This window comes from Alteromonas sp. ABV2_168 (genome assembly GCF_056161165.1).
The window spans coordinates 381,328-406,486 of sequence record NZ_JBSWYQ010000002.1 but is presented as its reverse complement, the minus strand read 5'-3'; the positions used below and the strand labels follow the sequence as shown (position 1 = coordinate 406,486).

The 25,159-nt window shown below is 48.9% G+C and carries 24 protein-coding genes; 14 read left to right on the top strand and 10 right to left on the bottom strand.

Going from position 1 to position 25,159, the window contains the following annotated elements:
- The first annotated feature begins 22 nt into the window (after positions 1–22).
- The 5 genes from ACXAH4_RS04715 to ACXAH4_RS04695 all read left to right on the top strand — a co-directional run bounded on the left by ACXAH4_RS04715 (position 23) and on the right by ACXAH4_RS04695 (position 4,432).
- Entirely contained in the window at positions 23–1,387 is a 1,365-nt protein-coding gene (locus ACXAH4_RS04715) for a 5-methyltetrahydrofolate--homocysteine methyltransferase (protein WP_474880975.1), read from the top strand.
- 87 nt (positions 1,388–1,474) lie between these two features.
- A complete protein-coding gene (locus ACXAH4_RS04710) occupies positions 1,475–2,098 on the top strand; it encodes a ZrgA family zinc uptake protein (protein ID WP_474844001.1) in 624 nt (207 codons plus the stop codon).
- A 7-nt stretch (positions 2,099–2,105) separates the two neighbouring features.
- Entirely contained in the window at positions 2,106–2,537 is a 432-nt protein-coding gene (locus ACXAH4_RS04705; RefSeq protein WP_474849301.1) for a MerC domain-containing protein, read from the top strand.
- Between the two features lie 39 nt (positions 2,538–2,576).
- Positions 2,577–3,782, top strand: coding sequence for a zinc metallochaperone GTPase ZigA (gene zigA, locus ACXAH4_RS04700; protein WP_474880973.1), 1,206 nt, complete (start codon positions 2,577–2,579; stop codon positions 3,780–3,782).
- Positions 3,779–4,432: a DUF1826 domain-containing protein gene (locus tag ACXAH4_RS04695; RefSeq protein WP_474880972.1), complete on the top strand. Its 654-nt coding sequence runs from the start codon at positions 3,779–3,781 to the stop codon at positions 4,430–4,432. Before zigA ends, ACXAH4_RS04695 begins: the two co-directional genes overlap by 4 nt.
- Positions 4,433–4,438: 6 nt before the next feature.
- Here the strand turns inward: ACXAH4_RS04695 and ACXAH4_RS04690 are convergent, their stop codons facing one another.
- From ACXAH4_RS04690 to ACXAH4_RS04680, 3 genes are read right to left on the bottom strand one after another with little or no spacing between them, the layout of a single operon-like run.
- Positions 4,439–5,110 (bottom strand): DUF3299 domain-containing protein, encoded by a 672-nt coding sequence (locus tag ACXAH4_RS04690; RefSeq protein WP_474843997.1) that lies wholly within the window; start codon positions 5,108–5,110, stop codon positions 4,439–4,441.
- A gap of 11 nt (positions 5,111–5,121) precedes the next feature.
- Positions 5,122–5,577 (bottom strand): hypothetical protein, encoded by a 456-nt coding sequence (locus tag ACXAH4_RS04685; protein ID WP_474880970.1) that lies wholly within the window; start codon positions 5,575–5,577, stop codon positions 5,122–5,124.
- Positions 5,561–6,091 carry a DUF3299 domain-containing protein gene (locus tag ACXAH4_RS04680; RefSeq protein ID WP_474843995.1) on the bottom strand — a complete coding sequence of 177 codons (531 nt, stop codon included), beginning with the start codon at positions 6,089–6,091 and terminating at the stop codon, positions 5,561–5,563. The genes ACXAH4_RS04685 and ACXAH4_RS04680 overlap by 17 nt, the downstream gene beginning before the upstream one ends.
- A gap of 112 nt (positions 6,092–6,203) precedes the next feature.
- On the opposite strand from ACXAH4_RS04680, the gene ACXAH4_RS04675 reads away from it, so the two are divergent.
- From ACXAH4_RS04675 to ACXAH4_RS04655, 5 genes are all read left to right on the top strand, one after another.
- On the top strand, positions 6,204–6,908 hold the full coding sequence (locus ACXAH4_RS04675; RefSeq protein WP_474843994.1) for an ABC transporter ATP-binding protein: 705 nt from the start codon (positions 6,204–6,206) through the stop codon (positions 6,906–6,908).
- Positions 6,908–8,143, top strand: coding sequence for an ABC transporter permease (locus tag ACXAH4_RS04670; protein WP_474849293.1), 1,236 nt, complete (start codon positions 6,908–6,910; stop codon positions 8,141–8,143). The genes ACXAH4_RS04675 and ACXAH4_RS04670 overlap by 1 nt, the downstream gene beginning before the upstream one ends.
- Positions 8,144–8,249: 106 nt before the next feature.
- Complete coding sequence (locus ACXAH4_RS04665) at positions 8,250–8,981, top strand: ABC transporter ATP-binding protein (protein WP_474849291.1); 732 nt, start codon at positions 8,250–8,252, stop codon at positions 8,979–8,981.
- The gene (locus ACXAH4_RS04660; protein ID WP_474880969.1) at positions 8,978–10,411 is read left to right on the top strand and encodes an ABC transporter permease; all 1,434 of its coding nucleotides are present in this window, start codon (positions 8,978–8,980) and stop codon (positions 10,409–10,411) included. Before ACXAH4_RS04665 ends, ACXAH4_RS04660 begins: the two co-directional genes overlap by 4 nt.
- Positions 10,408–11,667 (top strand): DUF3526 domain-containing protein, encoded by a 1,260-nt coding sequence (locus ACXAH4_RS04655; RefSeq protein ID WP_474843990.1) that lies wholly within the window; start codon positions 10,408–10,410, stop codon positions 11,665–11,667. Before ACXAH4_RS04660 ends, ACXAH4_RS04655 begins: the two co-directional genes overlap by 4 nt.
- Positions 11,668–11,715: 48 nt before the next feature.
- Here ACXAH4_RS04655 and yjeH read toward each other — a convergent pair whose 3' ends face one another.
- A complete protein-coding gene (yjeH, locus tag ACXAH4_RS04650) occupies positions 11,716–12,972 on the bottom strand; it encodes an L-methionine/branched-chain amino acid transporter (RefSeq protein WP_474881089.1) in 1,257 nt (418 codons plus the stop codon).
- A 156-nt stretch (positions 12,973–13,128) separates the two neighbouring features.
- Between yjeH and ACXAH4_RS04645 the strand changes: the two genes are divergently transcribed.
- Positions 13,129–13,548 (top strand): Lrp/AsnC family transcriptional regulator, encoded by a 420-nt coding sequence (locus ACXAH4_RS04645; RefSeq protein ID WP_474843989.1) that lies wholly within the window; start codon positions 13,129–13,131, stop codon positions 13,546–13,548.
- A 74-nt stretch (positions 13,549–13,622) separates the two neighbouring features.
- Here the strand turns inward: ACXAH4_RS04645 and ACXAH4_RS04640 are convergent, their stop codons facing one another.
- The 6 genes from ACXAH4_RS04640 to ACXAH4_RS04615 form a co-directional block, all read right to left on the bottom strand.
- The gene (locus tag ACXAH4_RS04640; RefSeq protein ID WP_474880967.1) at positions 13,623–15,674 is read right to left on the bottom strand and encodes a TonB-dependent receptor; all 2,052 of its coding nucleotides are present in this window, start codon (positions 15,672–15,674) and stop codon (positions 13,623–13,625) included.
- A gap of 76 nt (positions 15,675–15,750) precedes the next feature.
- Positions 15,751–17,106: a histidine kinase sensor domain-containing protein gene (locus ACXAH4_RS04635; protein WP_474843987.1), complete on the bottom strand. Its 1,356-nt coding sequence runs from the start codon at positions 17,104–17,106 to the stop codon at positions 15,751–15,753.
- Positions 17,103–17,819 (bottom strand): response regulator transcription factor, encoded by a 717-nt coding sequence (locus tag ACXAH4_RS04630; RefSeq protein ID WP_474843986.1) that lies wholly within the window; start codon positions 17,817–17,819, stop codon positions 17,103–17,105. The genes ACXAH4_RS04635 and ACXAH4_RS04630 overlap by 4 nt, the downstream gene beginning before the upstream one ends.
- Positions 17,820–17,881: 62 nt before the next feature.
- Entirely contained in the window at positions 17,882–18,994 is a 1,113-nt protein-coding gene (locus ACXAH4_RS04625) for a PepSY-associated TM helix domain-containing protein (RefSeq protein WP_474880965.1), read from the bottom strand.
- A 4-nt stretch (positions 18,995–18,998) separates the two neighbouring features.
- Positions 18,999–19,646 carry a TonB-dependent receptor domain-containing protein gene (locus ACXAH4_RS04620; RefSeq protein WP_474880964.1) on the bottom strand — a complete coding sequence of 216 codons (648 nt, stop codon included), beginning with the start codon at positions 19,644–19,646 and terminating at the stop codon, positions 18,999–19,001.
- A complete protein-coding gene (locus ACXAH4_RS04615) occupies positions 19,589–20,236 on the bottom strand; it encodes a TonB-dependent receptor plug domain-containing protein (RefSeq protein ID WP_474880962.1) in 648 nt (215 codons plus the stop codon). The genes ACXAH4_RS04620 and ACXAH4_RS04615 overlap by 58 nt, the downstream gene beginning before the upstream one ends.
- A gap of 63 nt (positions 20,237–20,299) precedes the next feature.
- On the opposite strand from ACXAH4_RS04615, the gene ACXAH4_RS04610 reads away from it, so the two are divergent.
- From ACXAH4_RS04610 to ACXAH4_RS04600, 3 genes are all read left to right on the top strand, one after another.
- Positions 20,300–21,250 carry a LysR family transcriptional regulator gene (locus ACXAH4_RS04610; protein ID WP_474843981.1) on the top strand — a complete coding sequence of 317 codons (951 nt, stop codon included), beginning with the start codon at positions 20,300–20,302 and terminating at the stop codon, positions 21,248–21,250.
- Positions 21,251–21,349: 99 nt separating this feature from the next.
- On the top strand, positions 21,350–21,961 hold the full coding sequence (locus ACXAH4_RS04605; RefSeq protein WP_474843980.1) for a LysE family translocator: 612 nt from the start codon (positions 21,350–21,352) through the stop codon (positions 21,959–21,961).
- Between the two features lie 608 nt (positions 21,962–22,569).
- On the top strand, positions 22,570–24,894 hold the full coding sequence (locus tag ACXAH4_RS04600) for a TonB-dependent receptor (protein ID WP_474880961.1): 2,325 nt from the start codon (positions 22,570–22,572) through the stop codon (positions 24,892–24,894).
- Positions 24,895–25,159: the final 265 nt, after the last annotated feature.

The following is a 25,159-nucleotide window of genomic DNA, read 5'->3' as shown; positions in this document are numbered from 1 at the left end:
GAATTCATCAATGGAATCGAAAATGAATACAACGAAAAAGCTCAGCTTTCTTGCAAGCGTGATCAGTGCCTTATTTCTTACCGGTTGCGGTGACGCAGAAACCACCATCATTGAGCAGGATCCTATAGTGGATGAGTCCGATGACGATCACGATCATGATGACGGGTATACAATTGTTAGTGCCGGCCGGTTATCCGTTCTTGATGCAGAATCAAACACGCTGGCAATATTTGATCTCGACGACAACAGCCTTCTTGACACCTTTTCAACAACCTACAGCGACAGTGCGCTGGCTACGTCAGCTGGAGGCCGGTTTGCTGTTATCACCAGCCGCACCAATGACCTCGTTGAATTCGTGGATGGCGGCCTCTGGCGGGAAGATCATGTTGAGCACCTGCATGACTATGAAGAAGCACCGGCGATGACGACTTTTGCGCTGACAGGCAGTCGTCCTACCCATGTAGTGGGTCACGACGGCCAGCTTGCAGTGTTTTTTGACGGTGATGCTGACAGCAGTTCACCTGCATCCGTTCAGGTGGTAACAGATACCAACATTGCAGCTGAAGCAAGTTCCGTTAATACCCTGACTTACGATGTTAATATGCACGGTGTTGCTGAACCAACAGGTGACATGCTGATAAGTACGGTTCGACGGGATGACAGCGAAACCACTTCAGCGAACCCGGTGCTGCCAGACAGTGTTGGCGTTTATCACTTGCATGACGGTGTTTATGAGCAGGAGCAACTGTTTGCCGGTGAATGTCCTGATCTGCATGGTGCAGCAATGAATGACAGTTTTGCTGTTTTCGGATGCAATGATGGTGTACTTGTTCTTTCGGCAACTGATGAAGTGTATTCATCATCGAAAATTGCCAACATTGAGGCCGTGGGTGACATGCGCATCGGGTCTGTATACACCCACCATGACGCCGCGTCTTTTGTTGGTATTGCTTCCGGTCACGGTGGCGGTGCCGCCGTTATTACGGCCATTCATGCTGATGACGATGAGATGGAAGAGATTGACTGGGAGCCGGAAACGGACGCCACCCCGGTTTCTTACGGCTTTTCCTATGATGGTGTGCATTTTCTTATCTTAGATAGTCAGGGTTATTTGTCGGTAATGGCAGCCCACGCCCATGATGACCATATGCACTGGGAGCTTGAGGCGCGGGTGGATATCAGTGACGCGGATATTTCCACCATGCCTGACGGCCTTAACTTCTCGATGACAGTTTCTCAGAGCGCGGGGACGGTTTATGTCGCTGACCCGATTGCTTCTCATATTGTGATTGTAGATATCGAATCTGCTGCTGTAAGCGGAGAAATTGAACCTGGTTTCGTTCCTGCTTCTCTAAGCTGGCTCGGGATTGCCGCTGAGCACGAGTAACATGTTGTAACCCCCGGGCGTCGCATTACCGGTAAAACCAAATGGAATGCGACGTATTCCTTCAAACTAACTCTCAGGAGCAAAATTATGTTTTCTTTGTGTCATACACCAGGGCTTGCAGCCACATCCGCAGCCGCTCTTTTATGTTTAGCTCCTTTTTCTGCAGCCTATGCTCTGGCAGGCAAGCATGTTCACGGACACGGACAGTTACTCGTTGCCCAGGATGAGAGTAACTGGCAGCTTCAATTTTCAATTCCTGCAGCGGATTTACTGGGTTTCGAGCATGCACCGGAAAGTGATGAACAGATGCAGCAGGTACATCAAATCGAAAAACAAATAAGTGAGTACAGCAACGTTTTCTCTGTAGACGGAAATTGCCAGCTGGTCAGTCAGGAGGTCGACTTTCCCGACCACGACTCTCCTGAACACGACGTCGGCCATGAAACTCATGGCCTGCAGCATGAAGATGAGCAACACCATGACGGGGAGCATCACGACGAGGATCATCACGACGAGGATCATCATGATGCGCACCATCACGAAGATGTTACGTTAGCCTATCAATTATCTTGTAGTGACGACATTTCTGAAATGACGATAACCCTTTTTCGTCTGGCGCCATCATTGTCAGCCCTGGAAGTTCAGTGGGTAAACGACAAAGGTCAGGGGATGGCTGACGCTACACCTCAGAGCGCAACAGTAAGCTGGTAAATATCACATGCAAAATACTCCTCTCTACAACGGAAATACTATGCCGCGGATTCAGGAAGTGGGCGATAAAATCGCTATCGCACTTTCATCTTTATGCGTTGTTCACTGCGTACTCACACCATTATTAATCATCGCCTTACCCACTTTCGGCGGGCTGGCAATCCTCGACCACGAAGTCTTCCATCAGGTCCTGCTGTTTTTTGTTATACCGGTAGGTCTTGTGGCGTTACTTGCCGGTTACCGGCACCACAAGAATGGCAAAGTACTTTCCTGCGGACTGGCAGGTTTGTTACTGCTTACCCTCGCCGGCACGGTTGCTCATGACACTGTCGGGGAGGCGGGGGAGACGGTGTTAACCATAATCGCCTCATTATTTATCGTCATCGCACATATTCAGAACTTCCGAAAGCGAAACCTCACCCGCTGTGAGCACTCCTGAAATACCAATTGTTAAACTCTCAGAACAGGCACCACCACCATGCACCACAATAAGTTACCCGTTACTGTACTGTCGGGTTTCCTGGGAGCAGGAAAAACGACTCTTTTAACTCATATTCTTAATAACCGCGATGGTTTGCGCGTGGCGGTGATTGTGAATGATATGAGTGAAATCAACATCGACGCCTCGCTGCTTAAAAGTGACGTATCACTGAATCACAGCGAAGAAAAGCTGGTTGAAATGAGCAATGGCTGTATTTGCTGCACGCTGCGTGAAGACTTGCTGATTGAGGTAAGAGAGCTCTCGCAAAGCGGCAAGTACGATTACCTCGTGATTGAGTCTACGGGCATTTCAGAGCCATTGCCGGTAGCTGAAACCTTTACATTTGCCGACGAAGACGGCGTGTCTTTGTCTGATGTCGCCACCCTAGACACCATGGTGACGGTGGTGGATGCGGTGAATTTTGTACGTGACTTCGATGAAGCGAAGTACTTGCAGGAAGCAGGAGAATCACTGGGCGATGATGATGAGCGAAGCGTATCAGATTTGCTTATCGATCAGGTGGAGTTCGCTGATGTCATTTTGATCAGTAAGACCGATCTGGTTGAGCCGCAGGCAACAGAGAAGCTCACTGCTATCCTCAGAACGCTGAATACATCGGCAAAGATTTTGCCCATTGCAAATGGTCAGACTGATATTCGTGAGGTGTTGGGAACAGGTTTATTTGATTTCGCCAAAGCGCAACAAGCGCCGGGCTGGCTCAAAGAACTACGCGGAGAGCACGTACCTGAAACCGAAGAATATGGCATAAGCAGCTTTACCTATAAAGCGCGCCGGCCTTTCTACCCGGACAAGTTCTATCAATTTTTACATGGCAGTGAAAATTACGGGAAGTTATTGCGCTCGAAAGGATTTTTCTGGCTTGCCAGCCGCCCGGAGTTTGCAGGACAGTGGAGTCAGGCAGGAGGCATTGCCCGTTATGGTTTCGGCGGCATGTTCTGGAAAGCCATTGATAAAAGCCAGTGGCCGGATGATGAAGATTACCTGAAAAGTATTGCTGAGCAATGGGAAGAGCCTTTCGGCGATATGAGACAGGAGCTGGTTTTTATCGGGCAGGATCTTGATGAGCAGGCGATTACCTGTGCACTGAATGACTGTTTGCTGGAAGATGAAATGATGGTGCAGGGAAAAGCCGTCTGGCAAATGCTCGATGATCCGTTTCCAAAATGGGAGGCAGCATCATGAGTGCAGCATTGCAATTTGACGACATCCGCCAGTGTGTTACCGGCGAGGTGCCGGAGGTACTGGCGGAAATATACCGGGATCACAATAACCTTGTAATTTGGGAGCGCAGCCTTAATACGCAATTGCTTAAGTTTTTAGAAGCGCGGCTGGCACAGGGTGAAAAGCTCAACGTAACCGAAGAAATTATAACCAGCAAGATACCAGAGCAGCTTGATGAAATTGACCAGCTGAAAGCCTGGGGGAGTGCCTTATCAGACGATATCGCCCGGATGACAGAGATGTTTGCCTATCTCTTTGACATTGAACGGGTTGGCCTGCGGATCCGGACACTGGACAGTGCCATGTGTCCCCGGTTTCATATCGACCGTGTGCCCTGCCGTTTTATCACGACCTACGCTGGCAAAGGCACACAATGGTTAGCGAATCATGCGGTTAACCGCGCCATGCTGGGGCATGCCAGTAAAGGGTTGCCGGACGATCAGTCAGGGCTAATGAAATCTGCGCTGGATGTTCAAACCATGCAGGCAGGCGACATCGCGCTGTTGAAAGGTTCCGCATGGGAAGGCAATGAGCACGGAGCCATTGTGCACCGATCACCGTTGCTGGAAAGCGGTGAAAAACGCCTGATCATGACACTGGATTTTATGTAAGGCATTTCAGTAAGTCTGAAACTCGTGATCCCTTACGTCGTCGGGTTTACCTGAAAAAGGTTGAATACTTACAGCGTCCATCAGGTAAGCAGACGTCCCCACAGGGTCTTCAAACATGGCCACCTGCAGAATTCCGCTAATGGTATACGCATCGCTGCTGCCGTCCATGGTAAAGCCCTCAGGTGAGCGGACATAAATCATTTGATTAGGTGCCGGGGGAGGGAAGTGAATACAGGCGCCGAAATAAGGGACAAGAAAAAAAGACAGGATTTCACGCTGGTCATTCACCTCTAACGGTACGATGAAGCCGTTGATTGTAACGGCTCTGTTGTGCAACGTTTTCACGGTAGTTGTAGATGTCAGCGTTGCCTGGTAGTCAGCATCGAAAGACGCCTGAATGGATGTGAAAACCTGTTCATTCATTGGCTTTGTTTTGTCGGGCTGGTACTGCTTTATGAGGGATGCTTCGTTTTCCGGCAGTAAGTCTTTCCAACCTGCATGCCATGGCTTTTCATTTTCAAACTGACTTCGCAAATCTTCATTGCTGCTTACAAAAATGGCATTTTTGCTGAGGCCGGATGACTCAGCCGGAAATGGTGAACCGCCGGTCAGGAGAAACCCGGCAACTACGCCTGCCAGTAAAGCCAGGCCAACGATTAATCCTGCTTTAGCGTGCATTTCAGGCCTGCCTACACCGACTGAATTTTAAGCGTCTTCTCAATTTCCACCGGTGTTGAGCCCCGTTTAGCCGTGAGGATCACGGTTATTGTATGCTCTCCTTTTTCCATGGCACGGAAAATCATCGTTGATTTTTTTGTTATCCCGGCAATGCGAATTGATTCTTCCGACAGTAATTTTATATGTTCGCTGCCTTTGATATTGACACTGACATCGTAGAAAGATGTTGGCACAAAGAAGGCTAATTCGCTGTTTGTTTCTACCCCTGTTGAGGTACTTGCCTTGCCGGGTACAGTCACACTGATATTGTCGAATCGCGTCTGTTGCATGTGTTGCTGCATCATAGGGTGGTAAGCAGCAAAACCTGCCATACCTTCTCCGTGAAAATCACAGGCTGATGCGCCGGAGGTGCAAACAATGCTCATCACTCCTGCCGGAATCAGCAGCGCTTTATTCAAATAGTTCATAATTGTCCACTTTCAGTGTGTAAGCTGCAGTGCCTAATTCATGCTGACGGGTTTGAATATCCACTTCGCCCTCGAACCAGAAAGGCTGCTGTAAATCCTCTAACTCCAGTCCCTGCTCGTAGCTCACATAAATAATCTGATTAGGCGGTGGCGGTGGCATATGCAGACAGGCACCAAAGTAGGGAACGATGAAAAATTCGGTCACCAACTTTTCTTCATTTTGTTGAAGGGGGACCACGTAGCCCGGAATTTTAATTGAACGGCCGTCAAATTCAGGAATGACCTGCACAGAGCTTAACGCCTGCTTGAAACGCTCTACTTTCTCATCTTCAAACGAGTTCTGTGTGAATGCCTTTACAGAATCTTGTTGAGATCCGTCCTTAACATTGCTTAGATAGTCAGGTGGGTCCAGCAGCGCCGCCAAATCACTTGCCGGCATCAACGCAGTCCACTCTATTTCTTCATATTCGGCAGCAGATAGTGACGCGCTGAAGGGACACGCACTTATACACATTAAAATTGCGGTTTGTCTCAGGATTCGTTTCATTAAAAGCGTCGCTATTGGTTAGATAAAATATCCGATGTTATAACATCACCAGATTCTATAATAACGATAAGAGTTCAGTTTGAATAGTCAGCATACAAGCACTTCGTCGGCTTCTGTCGCGATACATCTCAAAGATGTGATTCATCAGTACCCGAAAAGTAAAACCCGCATGACACTGCCGGAATGGACAGTGGAAAAAGGTGACCGCATCTTTTTGCATGGCCCGTCGGGCTCGGGGAAAACCACGTTATTGAATATGCTGGCCGGTGTACTGAACGCAGACAGCGGTGATATTACCTTGCTGGGCGAGGATTTCTCTTCACTGTCATCCGGTAAGCGCGACGGGTTCCGTGCCCGGCACATCGGGGTGGTATTCCAGCAATTTAACCTGGTGCCTCATCTCAGTGTATTGAAGAACATCGAACTGGCCGCTTATTTCGGTGGCAACAATGGCAATATCAAAAGCAAAGCAGCGGGCTTAATTAACGCCCTTAAACTGTCTGAAGAAGTGTTAACCCAGTCAGCTAAAAGCTTAAGTGTGGGACAGCAGCAACGTGTGGCCATTGCCCGCGCGCTCATCAATGAACCTGAAATTCTGCTGGTGGATGAGCCGACTTCTGCGCTGGATACCGATGCCCGTGATGCATTTATGACTCTGCTGATTGATCTGTGTAAACAACATCACACTACGCTTATCTTCGTCAGTCATGACAAAAGCCTCGCGCAGTATCTGTCGTCATCAGTGTCTTTGCAGTCGTTATGCTCATTCAGTGAGGTGGCATAATGTTGTTATCTTTTGCAGTAAGCAGTTTACGAAGCCGCGCGAAGTCAGTGCTGCTTACTTTTCTTTCGTTGCTCATCAGTATCAGTGTATTACTCAGTGTTGAGCACATCCGTTTGCAGGCAGAGGCCAGCTTCAACCGCACGGTGTCCGGTGTGGACTTAATTGTCGGTGCGCCAAGCGGACAGATGAACCTCATGCTCTACAGTATTTTCCGCATGGGCAGCCCCACCAATAACGTGGAATACGACAGTTTTGAAATGCTCGAAAATAACGAACAGGTAAGCTGGGCAATTCCAGTCGCACTGGGAGACTCTCATCACGGTTACCGCGTGTTAGGTACCAATCAAACCTACTTCGATCAGTATAAGTACGGCAATAAGCAGCATTTGGCCTTTGCTGACGGCGAATCGTTCAAAGGCATATTCGACACAGTCATTGGTGCGGACGTGGCAAAGAAGCTGGGCTATAAGGTCGGCGATAAGATTGTTATTGCCCATGGTACCGGAGCCGTAAGCTTTACCAATCATGAGCAGTCGCCGTTTACTATTACCGGTATTCTCGCGCCTACCGGCACACCGGTTGATAAAACCGTACATGTGAGTTTAGCGGGTATCGAGGCCATGCATCTGGCGCCTTCCCAACTGAAAGACATCCTCGCAAACCCCGATGATTTTTCCAATCCACTGGTTCAGCCAGACAGCGTAACCGCCGTGTTGTTGGGACTAAAATCGAAATTTGCCACGTTCACTTTACAGCGGGCGCTGAACAATTATGAAGATGACAGACTCATGGCCATTCTGCCCGGCGTAGCCATGGCTGAGTTATGGAAAATGATGGGCACGGTAGAGAATATTCTGCGTGTGATCAGCGTACTGATCCTGGTGTCTTCATTATTCGGGCTGTCTACCATGCTGCTGGCTTCCATGCAGCAGCGGGAAAAAGAGATTGCAGTGCTCCGTATATTAGGTGCCGGAGCCGGCGTGGTGTTTTTACTTATTTTAACCGAAGCCATTGTCATTGCTGTCGGTGCCAGTGTGGTGTCACTGGGGTTAGTCACATCCATTTTTGCCGGCGCGAAAGGCTGGCTGGCCAGTGAGTACGGCCTGTTTTTATCTGCCAATGTGTTTAATACGCACAGCGCAATGGTTATTGGTGCTGTGGTAGTAGCGACGCTTATTACCTCGTTGTTGCCCGCAATTGACGCCTATCGCAGTGCTATTCATTCGAGGCTTTAGCTAAGCCTCGCGCGTCTAATATAGCGAGATGTGCGATAAGCTGCTTGTGGTTACAACTCGTTACGTTATAACATTTTCTTTTTAGTGTGATAACGGAACAGAGAAAATGGAACAAACAGCATATGCGTTACAGGCAGATAATCTGTGTGTCACGCTCGGCACGCAACAAATATTAAAAAATATCGCTTTTCATATTGAAAAGGGCGAAGTGCTGGCGCTGTTAGGCGGGAACGGTGCGGGAAAATCGACAACCTTGAAAACCTTTCTGGGTCTTATTTCACCCTCTTCCGGCTCTGCGAAAGTGCAGGGTAAAGAAGTGGCACAACATCCGGAGATCATCCGCGAGAAAGTGGCTTATTTGCCGGAATCAGTCATGCTCTATGAGCACCTGAGTGCTATTGAGAACATCAAGTACTTCATTTCTCTGGCAGGTCTGACACGCAGTACCGGCGATATAGAGTCAGCCCTGAAACGTGTGGCACTGCAAAGTACCGCATGGCACAAGAAGATGAGCCATTATTCGAAGGGGATGCGTCAGAAGACAGCTATCGCCCTTGCGCTGCTGCGCGATACGCCCATTTTGTTTCTGGATGAGCCCACATCTGGCTTAGATCCCGTTGCTATCGATGAACTGAACCGCCTTATCAGCCAGCTTGCCAGTGAAGGTAAGTCCATCCTGATGGTTACTCACGATGTATATGGTGCCTGCCATGTGGCACACCGGATTGGCCTGTTACGTGACGGCGAAATCGTAGGAACGTTCACTGCTAACCCCGGCGAGAGTATTGATACTGAAGCGGTACACGCAGCTTTCGCGAAGGGACAGGTTGCAGCATGAGCAGGCAAATAATTACTATCGCAAAAGATGAATGGCGATACTGGTTCCGGACGAAACTGGCGATTACTGTATTAATTTTTACGGTTATTCTTACGCTGGCATCAGTGGTGATTACTGCAATGACGGTGGACGCAGATAACCATAGCCGCCATATTCTGCAGTCTGAGTCAGAGCACGCTTTTGAAGACCAGCCAGACCGCCATCCTCACCGGATGGTGCATTTCGGTCACTATTTGTTTCGTACGCCAACACCTCTTGGCCGCATTGACCCGGGCATCGATACATACACAGGTACTGCCATCTTTTTAGAAGGTCACCGTCAGAACGGCGCGACATTTTCGGGCCAGCAGCAAAGTACCGGACTTAACTGGCTGGGTAAACTATCGCCCGCAACCGTCTTACAAATACTTGCGCCTCTGTTACTTATTGTCATGGGCTACAGCGTGATTACCCGCGAAAAAGAGGCGGGTACGTTCACATTCCTCAAAGTGCAGGGTGTATCACCACTCACTTTGATTGCCGGTAAGACCCTGGCCTTGTTCATGGCCGCCGGGGTGGTACTGTTACCGCTGGCCCTTGGCGCGCTTTACGCTGCATTTCAGGGCGCGGGTATCGTTGCTGCACTTTCATTCTTAGCGGGTTACGCACTCTATCTGATGGTCTGGGTGGCGTTAGTTATGCTGGTTTCCGTGCTTGCCACAACCAACCGGAGCAGTTTTGGTGTTCTGATTTTCAGTTGGATCGCTATTTGTCTTGTTCTGCCAAGAGTTTCTGTAAGTGCAGCCACAATGGCCGTCTCGTCGCCCGGGAAGCTGGAGACTGATTTTGCTGTTCTCGAGGAATTACGTACATTAGGCGACGCTCACGACGACAGTGATCCTGCTTTTAAGAAGTTTAAAAGTGATTTGCTGGCTAAATACAATGTAGAAAGTATTGAGGACTTGCCGGTTAACTTCAAAGGCGTTGTAGCACAAAAGTCAGAAGCAGACCTCACCGCAGTGATTAACCGGTTTGCGTCGCAAAGCATGAATGAGGAGCAGGCGCAGGCTAATGTTGCCCGCCAGTTTGGCTGGATTTCTCCTACCATTGCTATCCAGACCTTATCGATGAAACTTGCAGCAACCGATCTGGAAAACTATCACCGGTTCCTGAAAGAAGCAGAAGCCGTGCGTTACGATTTTGTGCAGTCATTGAACAAACTCCATGCCGAAGCTTTGTCTTATGCGGATGACGCGAATAAGTACCAGAGTGAAGCAAACCGTCAGAAAGCAAAAGTCGACTCTGCAAACTGGAAAATGCTGGAAGCCTATACGTTTGAGCCCGAATCCGTGACACAGAGACTGGCCTCTGGCAGTACGGCATTTTTTCAGTTAGGTGTGTTGATTGTTGTTTTATTTGGTGCCGTATTTTTTGCAGGGAGACGCGCATGAACTGGACGGATTTAAAGCGTGAATCAGGGCTTATCCTGACTAAAAAGAGTGTGGTTTTCTTGCTGTTTGTTGCGTTTGCTCTGTCGGCATTTTCGGTGTGGACAGGCACGCAGGAAGTAGAAAAACAGCGTGAGACAATATCACGGCTTATCGACGCCGACCGCATCGACCGCGCTGAAGTGCTGGAACAGAAAACCGGTTATGGCAGTGTGGCATACTATGCCTTTAGTCTGACTTACGATCCGCCTTCAAACCTCGCATTCGCCGGGTTGGGAAGCCGTGATTCTTATCCATGGAAGCACCGCATCCGCGCGCTTGCACTGGAAGGGCAAATTTACGAGTCTGATACCGGTAATCCCGAAATGGCTATGGCAGGGCGTATCGATTTCACGTTCGTCATTAGTATTCTTGCCCCGTTGATCACCATCTTGTTATTGCATGATATCCGCGCCGCCGAACGTGCGTCCGGCCGGTATGCATTGCTGGTGGTGTCAGCCCGCCGCAAGTTTGGTTTGTGGTTGCCAAGAACCGTTTCCATGGTGTCGTTCCTGTCTCTGGCGCTGCTGATCCCGTTCTGGATTGGCGCGGTGTGGAACGGGGCGCTGGCTATCCATATTGTTCTGGTGTCGCTGATCACCATATTGCACATCGCATTATGGGCAGCACTCTGTTACTGGTTTGGTAAGAAAGACTCCTCAGCACCTCATCTGGCGTCTGCACTTCTGGGCTTATGGTTGGTCAGCAGCTTCGTTTTGCCGGCGCTGGGAAGTGTGGCCATTGAGCGTATGTTTACAGGACCACAGGGCGGCGAAATCTTGATGACTCAAAGGGAAGCGGTAAACGGTGCATGGGAGCTCCCGTTTGAAACTACAATGGATGCTTTTACCGCCCGTCACCCCGAGTGGAAGCCTTATACAAAGATGGATTCATTGTGGGACTGGAAATGGTATTACGCATTTCAGCAGACCGGTGATCAGGCCGCAGAGCCTTTGTCTCTCGCATACCGCGAAGTGGCGAAACAGAAGTACGAGGCAGCATCCTGGTTGTCGGTATTGTCGCCAGCAAGCTGGGTTTCAAGAAGTGTTACCCGGCTAGCGGAAACCGATCCGGTAGCGGCATGGCATTACGAACAGCAAGTGCGCGATTACCATGAATCATTACGGAAATACTTTTATCCGTACTTATTTAAAGCGCCGGCCTTCGACAGAAGCGAGCTGAGTAAAATGCCTGTTTTTGCGCCTGAAAAGAGCAACTAACGATAACAATGGCCGCCCAAACCCACAGGCGGCCTTTTCTTTTTGTTTTCACTGACAACTGTTGAGCTTCGTTTGCAGGTGGCGCTGCTGATACCAAAGCAGTGGCGCGCACACGCAGAACAATCCCAGTGCATAGAGCATCTTTGTGCCCAGTCCCACGGCGATGGTGGCGCAGAACAGGCAGCTTAGCATTACCAGTGGACGGTGCTTTGCTGATAAAAGGCGGACGGCCGCCAGCATACTTGCCAGATAAATCAGTACAAATACGCCGTTTACCCAACCAATCAGGTCTTCCAGGTTGTACGCACCGTAATGCGTGATAACCAGGGTGAGTGTCATGACGACAAGTACGCATTGCAGCGCCCGTTGAGGCACGTTGTACTGGTTGAGGCTTTGGAAGTAACCCGGAAAAACTTTATCGTTGCTTAAACTCCAGGTTAACCGGGCCAGACTGGCTGTGTATACGTTCACGGTTGCCAGACCCCCAGCCACACCGAGTGCACCGATAACCGCCGCACCGCCACCGGAGAAAATTTGATCAAATACGATGACCATGCTCAAAGCATCAGACACTGGCGTGTCGATGAGCAGCCAGGTACAGCCCAGGTAAATTAACCCCACCAGTAATGTGCCGGTCATAATTGCGGGGACTAAATCCCGCCCCGGGTTTTTAAAATCGTCGGCCAGATGGGAAATGGCTTCTATGCCCAGAAAACTCCAGAACGCGATACCCATGGCAGCCAGCATAGGATTCATATCAAAGGGCGTCGTCGTTGCCTCATGGAGCTGTTCGCCCGACGCCACAGGCTGACCTGCCAGCATGGCAATAACTACCAGAGTAATAACGAGCGTGAGCATGAGCTGTAGGGTCGAAGAAAACTGAATACCCCGATAATTAAGCGCAAACAGCAGCGCGATGATGCCCAGTTGAACGGGCAGCGCCCAGTATGGTGAGAGACCAAACAGCGTTTCGATAAACCAGTACGTCATAATGATGGCCGCGGGCGCGCCAATAGGTACCACAAATAAGAAAAGCAAACCGATAGTTCTGCCTGCAGATTTGCCAAACGCTTTTTCAACAAAATAGGCCGGGCCGCCCGCATGAGGGTAGCGGGAGGAGAGCTTAGCAAACACCATGGCAACGGGCAGTATTGCCACTGTCAGCACAAGCCAGCTGATCATCGCCCAGTGGCCAGCGGTGTTGATGGTCATCTGTGGCAGAATAAATACGCTGGTACCCAGCAAAGTGGTGGTCAGCAGCCCTGCGCCCTGCCAGCGTCCAATTTTGTTATTTGCATCGTGCATGGTGATAAACAAACCCAATCGTACTGCGTTAATTTCAATTGCGTAATATACTGCGTTTTTGCGCTTCATAACGTGTTACTTTGCGTGCATTCAGCGCGTTGTTGCCGTCACTTTGACGGCAGAAAGACTTTTTACCTGCAAAATGACGGAATCACGATGGACAAATTCGATCAGGCTATTCTTGCTCAGCTCCGGCAAAATGCCCGGGCCAGTATTTCAGCTATTGCTGATGAAGTGGGCCTGTCACGTTCCGCTGTCACAGAACGAATTAAGAAGCTGGAATCGAACAATGTGATCCGCGGCTATCAGGTTATGTTGTCAGAATCGCAAAAAGAAGGCGTTGCAGCCTATCTGGAAATCCAACACAAGCGGGCACGGTGCGCGGATGTGGTGCCCTATTTTCGCGCCATTCCTGAGGTAGTGTCGTGCTACGGTGTTACCGGCGAGTGCGACCTGATTGTGCTGATAAAAGCAGAAACCATGCGCCGGCTACATGAAATCCGCGAACATATCGATACCATCGACGACATTATCAAAATCAAAACCCACGTGGTGCTGAATCAGTGGTTGGGGTAAAGAGTGAAAACAAAGAAGGCTGCATATCTTAGTGCAGCCTTATTCAGGACTAATTTTGGTAAAGCGTACTGATATTAAAAATCGTACGTGACCGTGAGGCGAATATCGCGCCCCGCTTCGTAGGGGCCAACCACTAGTTCGTATCCTGCAACGCCACTGTAATCACCGACACTGGAGTGATCGCGATACAATTTGTCGAACAGATTAGTAAGAGCAACATTGGCGATGAAGCTGTCAGATATCTGCCATTGGGCAAAAAGATCTAAAGTGGTATAGCCTGGTTTCTCTAATGCGTACAATGCATCAACCCAACCGTTATCTAAATCGGCATGCAGAGTGTCAATGGTTAAACTGTCTACTCTGGTCACCGTTGCCCCTATAGTCGCGTCGGCATTGATTAAATATTCGACGCCCGCTACCCAGGTATTGCCACGGCTATTACCTAAACCTAAAAACTCATAACCATTGATATCAATACTGCCGTAATCTGTTGAGTACAGCGAACTCCTCGGCGATAACTCTGCATCCATAGAAGAAAAGCCAACGAAGAAGTCAAAGTCAGACCAGCGGTAAGCTAAATCGAATTCAAAGCCTTTTGAATCGATGGTGCCGATATTGTTGTAGACAGAGGTGCTGTTGGCTCCGTCATAGATGACATCATTAATCGCAGAGTGATAAACGGCTGCACGGGCATGTAAGTTATTCGCCTGATATTCTACGGACGCCTCAATATTCTCTGCCGTTTCTGGTTTTAACCCGTCGTTGACGACCGGGTTCTCAGAGCGATCGTACAAATAGCTGTCGATGGTAAAGCCGTCACCGATTTGTTTGCCTCTTGCCGCTTCGGCATAGCTGAGCCCCAGTGTCCATGCCTTTGTGAGCGAATAGGCCAGTCCCGCATTGTAACTCATTTCTGTGTCGTTAAGTTTTGCTGCAGGTTCTGTTATCGGTGTTCCGTAATAATCGTCAAGCAAGATCTTTTGCTCATAGCGGTAGTTGTCATAACGCACGCCGTAGCTCAAAAGTAAGTCGCTGGTTATGTCGCTGTAGCCCTGAAAGTAAATGCCTGTGACACTTCCTGTTTCTCCGTGATCTTCTTCAGGTTGTGCAACGGCATAGCCACTGTCTACTTCATCATTGCGGTAATCAACACCATAAATAAACCGGTGGGCCTGAACATCACTGGTGTTGCGGATATCGAACCCATAGGTGTCAATTTCAGCCAGCCAGTCGAAGCGCCCGCCACGGAAAGAGGAACTGGTCGAGTAAGCAGTCGCTTCTATATTCACCAGTGTATTCACATTCACGCGGTAGTTTGCGACGTAGGTGTCACGTTTTGCTTCACTGGAATAAAGCGGGTCCTCTGGTTGAACTATCCAGTTAGGACGGGCAGAGAACAACCCTTCTTCGTCACGTTGTTCAACACTGAGGGAAAGATACTGGTTTGCCGAAATATTGCCGCTGGCTTTGATGAAAAGCATGCTTTGATCCGCTGATGACCCGCGGATCGCGTTGCGTTCGCCATCTTCCATATCGTTACGATCAATATCACTGTAATAACCAAGTACGCCCCAGGAATCACTTAGCTTGCCATAGACGGTGCCACTTAATCTGCGCCCGTCATTCGTAAAATAGTTGGCTTTCAGCCTGCCGCCAAACTGTTCACCTGTAGCGAGAAGATCATTCGCATCATTCGTCTTAAAACGAATAGAACCACCAATAGCCCCCGGACCGCTCGTCGCTTCACCGGCTCCGGCCTGAATATCGATTTGTTGGAGTAAATCCGGGTCGAGCGTTACACGTCCAATATGGTGGAATAAAGTAGAAGTCTGTTGTGCGCCGTCCACTGTCACGTTCAGCAGCGCATCTTCCAGGCCGCGAATGTAGATTTTTTGCGCTACTCCCACCGAGCCGCCAACGCTTACTGAGGGCGAATAGCGGAAAATATCTTCCAAATCGTTTGCCTGATAATGCTCAATGTCTTCAGCCGTTATGCTCAGATTGGTAGCCGCTCCGACAACCGTTATTTTTTCAACGGATTGCTGTTCAGGGAGTGCTTGCGCATAGAGATGATATGTAGGGGCTGATGTCGCACAAATGAAGCCGGCAAGCGCGATTTTGTTCACGGTTGAGTCCTTTTCTTTTATGAATAAGAATTATTATCATTAACCTTAAGGGCAAGAGACAGGACTTTTACATTTGTTACATTTGCGGTAAATCCACAGTCATTATAAGACCTGAACCAGCGCCATTAGATGCTGATACTGCGGCCGATATGGCTTTTAATTGTCGCTCAGCAAGTGATAAACCTAGTCCGAAGCTGTTGCTCTCTGCAGGCCTTGATTTATCTACACGAAAAAACGGGCGAAAAATGGCATTCAGGAATTCGGTGGGCACGCCCGGTCCTTCGTCGATGATTGTAATGCGGTAACCATCCACTGCTTTTTCCAGGCTAAGATGTACGCTTTTTCCGGCCGGCGTGTAGCGCAGAGCATTTCGTAAAATGTTCTCTACGGCCTGACCCAGTGCACGATGGTTACTATTATAAATCGTTGCTTCTTCTGGCAGTGAGCCAATTATCTGGCGATCAGGGAATTCAAATCTGGCATCTTCGATGAGCACATCGAGCAAAGATACTAAGTCGATAGATTCATTACGTAATTCCGGCGCTTCGTTTTCTAGCCAGGACAACGTTAGCGTATCGTCGACCAGCTTGCGTATGTGCTGAGACTCTCTATGAACCCGTGTCAGTTTGGTTTGCATTTCTTGTGGAGAACGGGGGGTGTTGGTAAGCAGGTTTTCGATGGCAATGTCGAGCCGCGTCAACGGTGTACGCAGTTCATGTGATAAATCCGTAATTAGCTGCCGTTGGTGAATAATTAAGTCACCAATTCTGTCTGCCATCTTATCGAAAGTCGTGGATAAGTGCGCCAGCTCATCATCACGCTTACCTAAATGCTCTCTTACTCTGACATCAAATTTTCCGGCACTGAATGCGCGGGTGGCTTTCTCCAGCGTTTTCAGGGGAGACATAATATGTCTGTAAAGCACATAACTCAGCGTAATCAGTAAAATGAGAGGCAAAAATACCTGCAAGGAGACCCGCGTGATTGTCCAGTATGAGCCCGGCCTCATCCGCTCAGGCAGTTCAACCAAAAGACTGGTTTTTTCGTCCGAGAATGGAAGCTCCATAATGGGAAAGTAATCTAAATACAGGTGAATTTGCCATTCGGTACTCCGGCCCATATTGTAGCCAGTGTATTCATCTCTGCGGGACGTATTTCCTGCAAGGTGTGTAATTTCCGCCCGCGTGACAGCAGCCCAGATATTTTCCTTTCGCTGCAGTTCAGAAAGCCATTTTTCAAGTGCTTCATCATTCCCGGCCTCAAGGAGCTTTTCAGCGCTGTCACGCCACGCATTGAGCCGGGTGACATCACTTTCCTGCAACATGCTCATGTCACTTTCAATTTGCGTCACTGCGATATCAATAAGATAGAAAAGCGCGACCACTCCCGTGCCGACAATAAGAAATAACTTCCAGAACAATATCCGGTTCATCTCAGGCAATATCCTTTGCCGTGGACGGTTTGCAGGCGGCTACCATCCCATCCGGCCCCGCTTAGCTTTTTTCTGACTCTGCTCATGTGCATATCTAAACTCCGGTCGTACTGACTGAATGCGCGGTGCAAAATGGTTTGATAAAGAAATACCTTACTGAGCACCTGAGTATGATTTCGCATTAAGGTAGTCAAAAGGCCATATTCAGTGGGTGTAAGCTGCAATGCTTGCCCGTTTGCAAAAATTTCCTGTTGCCTGCTAACGGTTTTTAAATCATCGATTTGCAACTCACCATGTTGTAGCGAATTTCCTTTCATAGAGCGTCGCAGTATGGCATCTACCCGTAATAACAATTCTTCTGTATTAAATGGCTTTGACAGGTAGTCGTCAGCGCCGGCGCTCAGGCCACGAATACGTTCTTCTTCTGCATGTTTGGCGGATAAAACCATCACTGGCGTGTCATTACAGCTACGCAGAATGCTCAATACAGTGAGGCCATCCTGGCCTGGTAGCATGATATCGAGAAGGATCAGGTTGAATGTACGGGAGACTGCAAGATTGAGACCTTCATCCCCGCGAAAGCAGGGTGTCGTCAGATAGCCATGGTTGTTCAGAAATTCGCATAATTGATCATTCAGAGACTGGTCATCTTCAATAACGAGTATGCCGGGTCTGCCATCAGAATAGGAAATAGTTTCGGGGGGAGTAGACATACTTATCCAATTAACCTGAACAAAGCATCAATTTAAGTTAAATGATAATTATTATCAATATGTCAGCGGCGGGCGCGCAGCATCCAGCGCCAGGTACCCAGCACAAAAAGCGCCAGTGTCAGCATGCCGGTGAGTAACCACAATATCCGGCCTGCCAGAGTGAAATAGGTACCGTCGTGTAACGGATGCAGCCAGTTCATGATGGTATTTGTCGCGCCTTGTAGCTGATAGTCAAACACCTCCAGTACCTTTCCGGACGCACCATCGATATATACATAACTGTGAGGAAAGCGGCGGGAAGGGTCGCCTGATACTTGCAAACGAATGCGGTAGTGGGCGCGGGAGCCTTCGGCATCCGGTGTCTCAATCCAGGCGCCTTTACTGTCAGGCAATACCTGCTTTGCGATAGCCAATGCCTGTGCCGGAGAGATAACGGGTGGTGCAGACGTGGCATTCTCAGAGGCAAAGTTGGCGTACTGCGACTGGCCAAAAACAGGTTCCAGCACAAAGCGGGATTCTTCAGGTAGTGCCAGCATGACGCCGGTCACACAGAGTAGTAGAAGCGGAATAGCACTGAATAAACCCAGGGTTTTGTGCCAGTCGTATAGCAGCCCGATTTTATTCGCCTTGCGCTTAAAACGCAGTTGCCTCGCCCATTGTCCCCGTTTGGGCCACCAGGCAATCAAGCCACTTATCAGCAAGTATGTGCATGCAAGCCCCAGGTATCCCACTATGATGCCGCCGGTTTTACCCAGCAATAAACGAAAGTGCAGATTGTAAATCCAGGTAACGAAATACTGCCCCCAGAAGTCACGCCGTAAAACGGTGGTCCCGTCGGCGGTTAGCCACACCATCATAGGTGCAAAGTCTTCTCCTGCCGTCTCTTTGGGATTGTAATAGCGGGCCGGAATAACATCAGCGTCGTTCGTGACTTCAAAGCGCCATGAACGGGTTTTATCAGGGTAGGCTGCACGCAGTGTTTTAAGCGCGGTGTCATAGTCTGGCGAGGCTGCTGCTTGTTGTGGCTGCCTGGCGGGCAAATTTATAGCGCTGTCGAGTTCGTTATAAAAAACGAGTATCGCGCCGGATAGCGCGATGATGGTAAATAGTGTTCCCACAGACAAACCCAACCACAGGTGGATTCGTCTGTGAACCTTTCGCCAGTTGATGCCCATGTCGTCAGAACTTCAGCATGACTGAAACTGCGACGGCGCGCCCTTCACCCAGACTATGCAGACTCTGGCTACCATCCCACCAAACATACTCATAATATTCATCAGTTACGTTCTTCAACTCCAGCATCACATCGGTGTTCTCTGACACGCGGTATCGGGCAAGCAGATTCAGCAGAGTGAAATCACCAAATGTTCCGGCGTTATTGGCAGAGTTCAGTTCGTAATCTGTCTGGCCGCGGAATACCGCTGACAGCATGATTTCTTCATTCAGATAATAATCGGCACCGGCAGAGTAAACCCACTCAGGAACATGATCAATATCGTTGCCCTCCAGTTCGGGTTGATCCGGAGAGGGCGTCTCAATTTCGGCTTGCTGCCAGGCGAGTGTTGCCCACAGAGAAGAATCTTTCGATGGCGACCATGCACCCTGCAAATCAATACCTTGCCGTTCAGTGGCCCCCAGGTTTTCAAAATCACCATTTGGATCGTTCAGTCGACGTTTCAGTTCGCCGCTGGCCGTTTGATTCCAAAGCGTAAGGCGGGCACTCGTGCTGGCATCAGGTTTGTAAGCGATACCCGCTTCCCAGCCGCGGTTTACTGAAGGTTCCAGATTGGTCTGGCGAGGCGGGATAAGATAAGCGCCTGAGCCCATTTGCCAAAGCTACCTGCAGACAGTCTTGCGTCGGTGTAATCGCCACCGGTGCGGGTAATGAAGTTCACATTGCCTGCAATGTTGTGCAGACCGTAGCGTGGGTCAGTCGTGCCCCGCACCAGCTCCAGGGTGGAAATCTCGATGGGCAGGATCATATCGAGATAGGGCATGTTGCCACTGTTTGCGTTTGACGGAATATCATCGATTAATAGTTTGGCCGCATTCACTTCGCCCTCGCCGTTAAATCCACGAAATGAGAGCTTTCCGCTGGTGGTGCCCTGGTTAAATTCGGTCAGTACCACGCCGGGCATTCTGCCCGCCAGCTGCCAGGCATAATCAATATCTGGCTGACGAACCGCATCTCCGGATAAACGGTCTACAGAGGTAAGCATCCGGCTGGCGTCTGCAGATGCTTTCGCTATAACTTTAATCCGTTCACCAACAGAAAAGCTTATGTCGCCTTTGCGGCTATTGTCTGCATTTGTCGCATCCGTTTCCTGAGCGTTCAGCGATAATGCGATAAACAAAGTGGAAAGCGGAAAAAGCAAAACGGGAGAAACAGGAAGAAAGCGGGCGTTTTTGAAAGGCATAAAATCTCTGACCGAAAGTTTAAAAATCAGCGCGGATTATTCCTTCTCACAGGGTCTGCTACAATGCGACATAATGTCGCACCAGAGCCCGTTATCATGCTCAGAAATACCAACCTCAACTTGCTTCGTACGTTACATGTATTATTGCAGGAAGCCCATGTGAGCAAAGCAGCGCAACGTCTTCATATCACCCAGTCAGCGGTGAGCAGGCAGTTAGCACAGCTTCGGGATATCTGGCAGGACGAGTTGCTGGTGCGAAATGGCAACCAGCTGATCCTCACGCCCAAAGCCGAAATGCTCAAAGCGAAGCTCGACACGCTGATGGACGATTTCGATTTGCTGTTGGCTGAAACCGTATTCGACCCTGAAAATTGGTTTGGCGAGCTGGTGCTGTCGTCGAGTGATTATGTCGCCCAGTATGTCATGCCGGACGTATGCAAGCGGCTCAATACGCAGGCGCCAAATCTGGCGGTGAGTTTGCGACTATGGGAGCCCGAATACATTCACCGGCTCCACGAACTCAATATCGATATCGCCTCCACCATGTTGCCGCAAAAGCCGGATGGCATTTCTGGTATCCGCATTGGCGCGGACCATTCGGTGCTGGTGATGCACCAGTCACATCCACTGGCTTCAAAAAAGCATGTCACCGTGAATGAATTGATTGCTTATCCGCATATTAAAATTACTGGTGGGGCTGACAAAGATACCTTTGTTGATGACATGCTACGGCAGCATGATTTACAGCGTCGGGTTCATTTGCGGGTACCCTTCTTCAATGCGGCATTAAGCCATTTACAAGTATTCGACGGGCTGATGGTGATGCCAGAGCACATTGCTGAGAGCCTTGCTGACACTTGGCAAATTGTGCACAAGCCACTGCCTTTCGACGTTGACGAAAACCAGTACTGGCTTATCTGGCATCCAAAATATGATAACGACATCAGACATAAATGGGCGCGGGAGCAGGTAAAAGACGCTATTGCCCATTGCGAAAGCTCAATCCAACTTTGACCGCTTTTGGTATTACTCTAAATCATAACTGTAATGATATCTTATGATTTCCAGTTATGCTTATGATGCTTCTACAATGCCGGAAATTGGAGGGGCATCATGACCATCGTTGTATTTTTCACTTTATTTTCTGTTTGTTTGTTGGGAGCCATGTCTCCTGGTCCGAGTCTGGCGGTTGTGACTAAACATGCGCTGTCCGGCGGGCGCTTTAACGGGCTTTGTACTGCATGGGCTCATGCGTCGGGCGTTTTCTTCTATGCGTTATTAACCAGTTCAGGGTTGGCCGTGTTACTGCAACATTCACCGGTGTTGTTTAAAGCACTCACCTGGCTGGGAGCCGGGTATCTGGCCTGGCTTGGTGTAAAATCGCTGATGTCGAAAGGCGGCATTCAGGCGCAAATGCAGTCTGGCAAAAAAGTCTCTGCGCTGGCAGCAGCGGGGGATGGCCTGGCAATATCATTGTTCAATCCTAAGATAGCACTCTTTTTCATTGCCCTGTTCAGTCAGTTTATCGGTGTGGCCGGCAACATGGCGGAAACAGCGGTTATCGTTGCAACCCCTGCATTAATTGACGGGCTTTGGTACACGCTGATTGCCGTGGTGATGTCGAGTCAGGTGGTAGTACAACGGATTCAGGCCAAAGCAGGCATTATTGATAAAGTCACTGGCGGGGTGTTGATCTTACTGGCATTAAAAGCGGTGTCACTTTAAGAAAGTTAAAAAATGAAATCAGCATTGCACTTTTTAATTGATACTATTTAAAGAATCAATTTCTAATCAGCCAGCATTTTAGTCATATTATCACAGTGACTATAAGATTATCATTCCAGTTGAGTCTTGAAGGTCGTCAGACCTGCGTGTCACCCATAGCGGTTGCGAAAACGGACTTCCCTTATGTTCACTTTCGCAACCGTTTCCCCTGAGTTTCAATTATTGTCTTCGGCCTGAAGCAAGTATTTCAGAGAGCCCCCGGATTCTACTCTGTTCATACCTGGATGGGACATACAGCCAGTTCCGCAGGTTAAGCAGTGAAAGCGCTGCAAGAGGGTACAATCTGAGTGCCGTTTCTTCTTTCTTAGATTTTTAAAATTCTTTTTATCTATGATGGTATTAATTTCATTGATACCTCTCATCATTAAATTCGCGTTTTAGATAGCGGGAAATCCTGTATTTTGTTTTTTTGTTAATCGAATGTGTCATTAGGAACACGGGTTTAACAAAGGCGATGTGAGTAATGTCCGGTGGCATGGTGAAACGCAGCAAAGATCGCGGTAACCCGGCTAATGGCATTTGCAGGTGAAGACAAACAGGAAACCAAAATGAAAAACACGCAAATTTTCAAAGTAACGGCGCTGGCAGCAGCGATCGCCAGTCCGGTGCTTTACGCCCAGGATGCTGTTGAAGCGGAAGAGTCTGAGGGGTTTGAAGTTATCCTTGTGGAAGCGCAGCGAACCACACAAAATCTGCAGGAAGTCCCGGTGAGTGTGCAGGTGCTCTATGGCTCTGATCTGGCAGAACAGAATATCAATGAACTGACACAACTCTCGGCTCTGGCGCCCACGCTGCAGGTGGGGCAGGATAACACCTACGCCATTCGTGGCATAGGTTCCCAGGTTTTTGCCGAGACTATCGACCCCAGTGTAGCGCTGGCAATTGACGGTGTAAGCCTGGGCCGAAATGCGCTGGCCGGCCAGCCCTTCAACGACATCGCCTCAGTGGAAGTACTGAACGGACCGCAAGGGTTACTGTTTGGTAAAAATGCGTCTGCAGGTCTTGTCAATATTGCGACAAAGCGCCCTGTAATTGATGAAACCTCTGGCAATATTTCGTTTGAATACAATTTAAGAGATACCACGCCAACAGATGCTACGGGTAAAATTGCCAAGGGCACTATTAATCTGCCGGTATCCGAAAATTCTGCTCTGCGTATTAACGCCTTGTACTCGATGCAAGACAGTATTATTGACAACGTTTATCCCAATACTGAACGCACGGATTTAGATCAGGAAAAGTCTGGGATTAAGGTGAAGTATCTGTATGAAGATGGTCCGCTGAGCCTCTATTTTATTGGTGATTACAATAAGAATGAAGGCACCGGAGAGCGCTATGCCAGAACGTTCCGTGCAGTTGATCCTGACAGTGAGATCGTTGCGCTGCTGGAGGCAGATAATATTGTAGCGGGACCGGAAAACATGACCAACAATTCCGATGGTGAAATGTTTCTGGACGTAGAAACCGGTGGTCTGCAGGGAGAGGTGGTTTACGCATTTGATAACGGTATGGAGCTTATCAACATTGCTGCATGGCGTTACTTCGACAGTGACGCTAACTTACATAACGACTTTTCATCATTGCCTGATATCGTAAATAACCCGAACACAAACGAGTATGAACAGTTCTCTAACGAGTTGCGTCTGGTGTTACCTGCCACTGAAAACTATTCCGGTCAGGTGGGCTTATTCTATTTTGATTCAGAATCGAACATGACAAACAGTCTGGAAGTGCAGGGGCCGCCACCGTTTGTGGCCGTTGGTTTCCCATTCTGTGTGGAAGCTGAGATTTCTGGTCCGCCGCCGGGCTGTCCTTATAGCAACGATGTCTTTTTGGGAAATGACTCTGTTACTACATTGACGCAAACCAGTTATGCCGCATTCGGGCAATTCGATTTTTATCTTTCGGATAAGCTTACTGCTACCGCAGGTGCACGGGTTACGCAGGATGAGGTCTCATCTGATGTGCTGCAAATGCAGAAAGACTATTTTGTAGGTATCGGTGGACCCCGTGGTCAATTCTACGAATCGGTAGATAACACTAATCTGAGCTGGAAGCTTGGCGCTCAGTATCAGTACGACGCGGACCTGATGATGTATGTTTCTGTAGGACAAGGCTACAAAGCGCCGGGCTTCAATACCGACAATCAGGATAACGAAGCGATTCCGTTCGCAGTAGAAGATGAAATTTCGACAACCATTGAGGCGGGCTTTAAGAGCAAAGTGCTTGATGACAAGGTGATCTTCAATGTGTCTGTGTTTAATACCGATTTTGATAATTACCAGGCGCAGTCGTTTAATCTCGATGCCCAGGCGTTTATCATACAGAATGCTGCTACTGTAACCTCGCGGGGCGCTGAAATTTCAGTAAGAGCACTGGCCAGTGATAACCTGACCTTTTACTGGGACGCAGCCCTGTTAGATTCAACCTTCGATGAATTTGCACAGGCATCCTGTACACCGGACTCAACAGAGTGTGGTCCCGACGATGCTTTCTTCGATGCATCCGGATATTCCACACCACTGGCGGCAGATTTCACTTCCACGCTGAAAGCGCAATACGAGCAGGAAATCACGGCTACGGTCTACGGATTCCTGAATGCCAGCGTATATTACCGGTCTGATATTAATTACGGTATTGCATCGCCTTCAACTGAACTGGATGCCATCACTACATTTAATATTAGCGCTGGTTTTGAAACCGATGAGGGCTTACGAGTGTGGGTATTCTGTAATAACTGTACTGATGAGAAATACCCCGTCTCTATGGCCTTTGATGCCGGTGAAAATAACCGTGGCTTAACTTCAATTCAGCAAACATGGGGGCTCAACTCAGTGCGCTCTCTTGGCCTGGCAGCCTCCTGGGCGTTTTAATCTCATCCTTAGCCAACTCGCCGGGAGTTGGCTTTTTCGATAAAAATCTCTTGTATATGTGTTGAGTGAATTTTAAATCAAAAAAAAGCAGCTTTATAAAGCTGCTTTTTTTAATTCTTTTCGCATTTATGATGACGGCGATTCTGAAATTTCCGGTGATTCCGCATCTTCATTTTTTTCAATAATTTCCGGATTGCACATCGTTAAAATATCGCAAAGAAAATACATCATTTGGAATGTCTCCCGTCTGTAAGATGTACCGAAT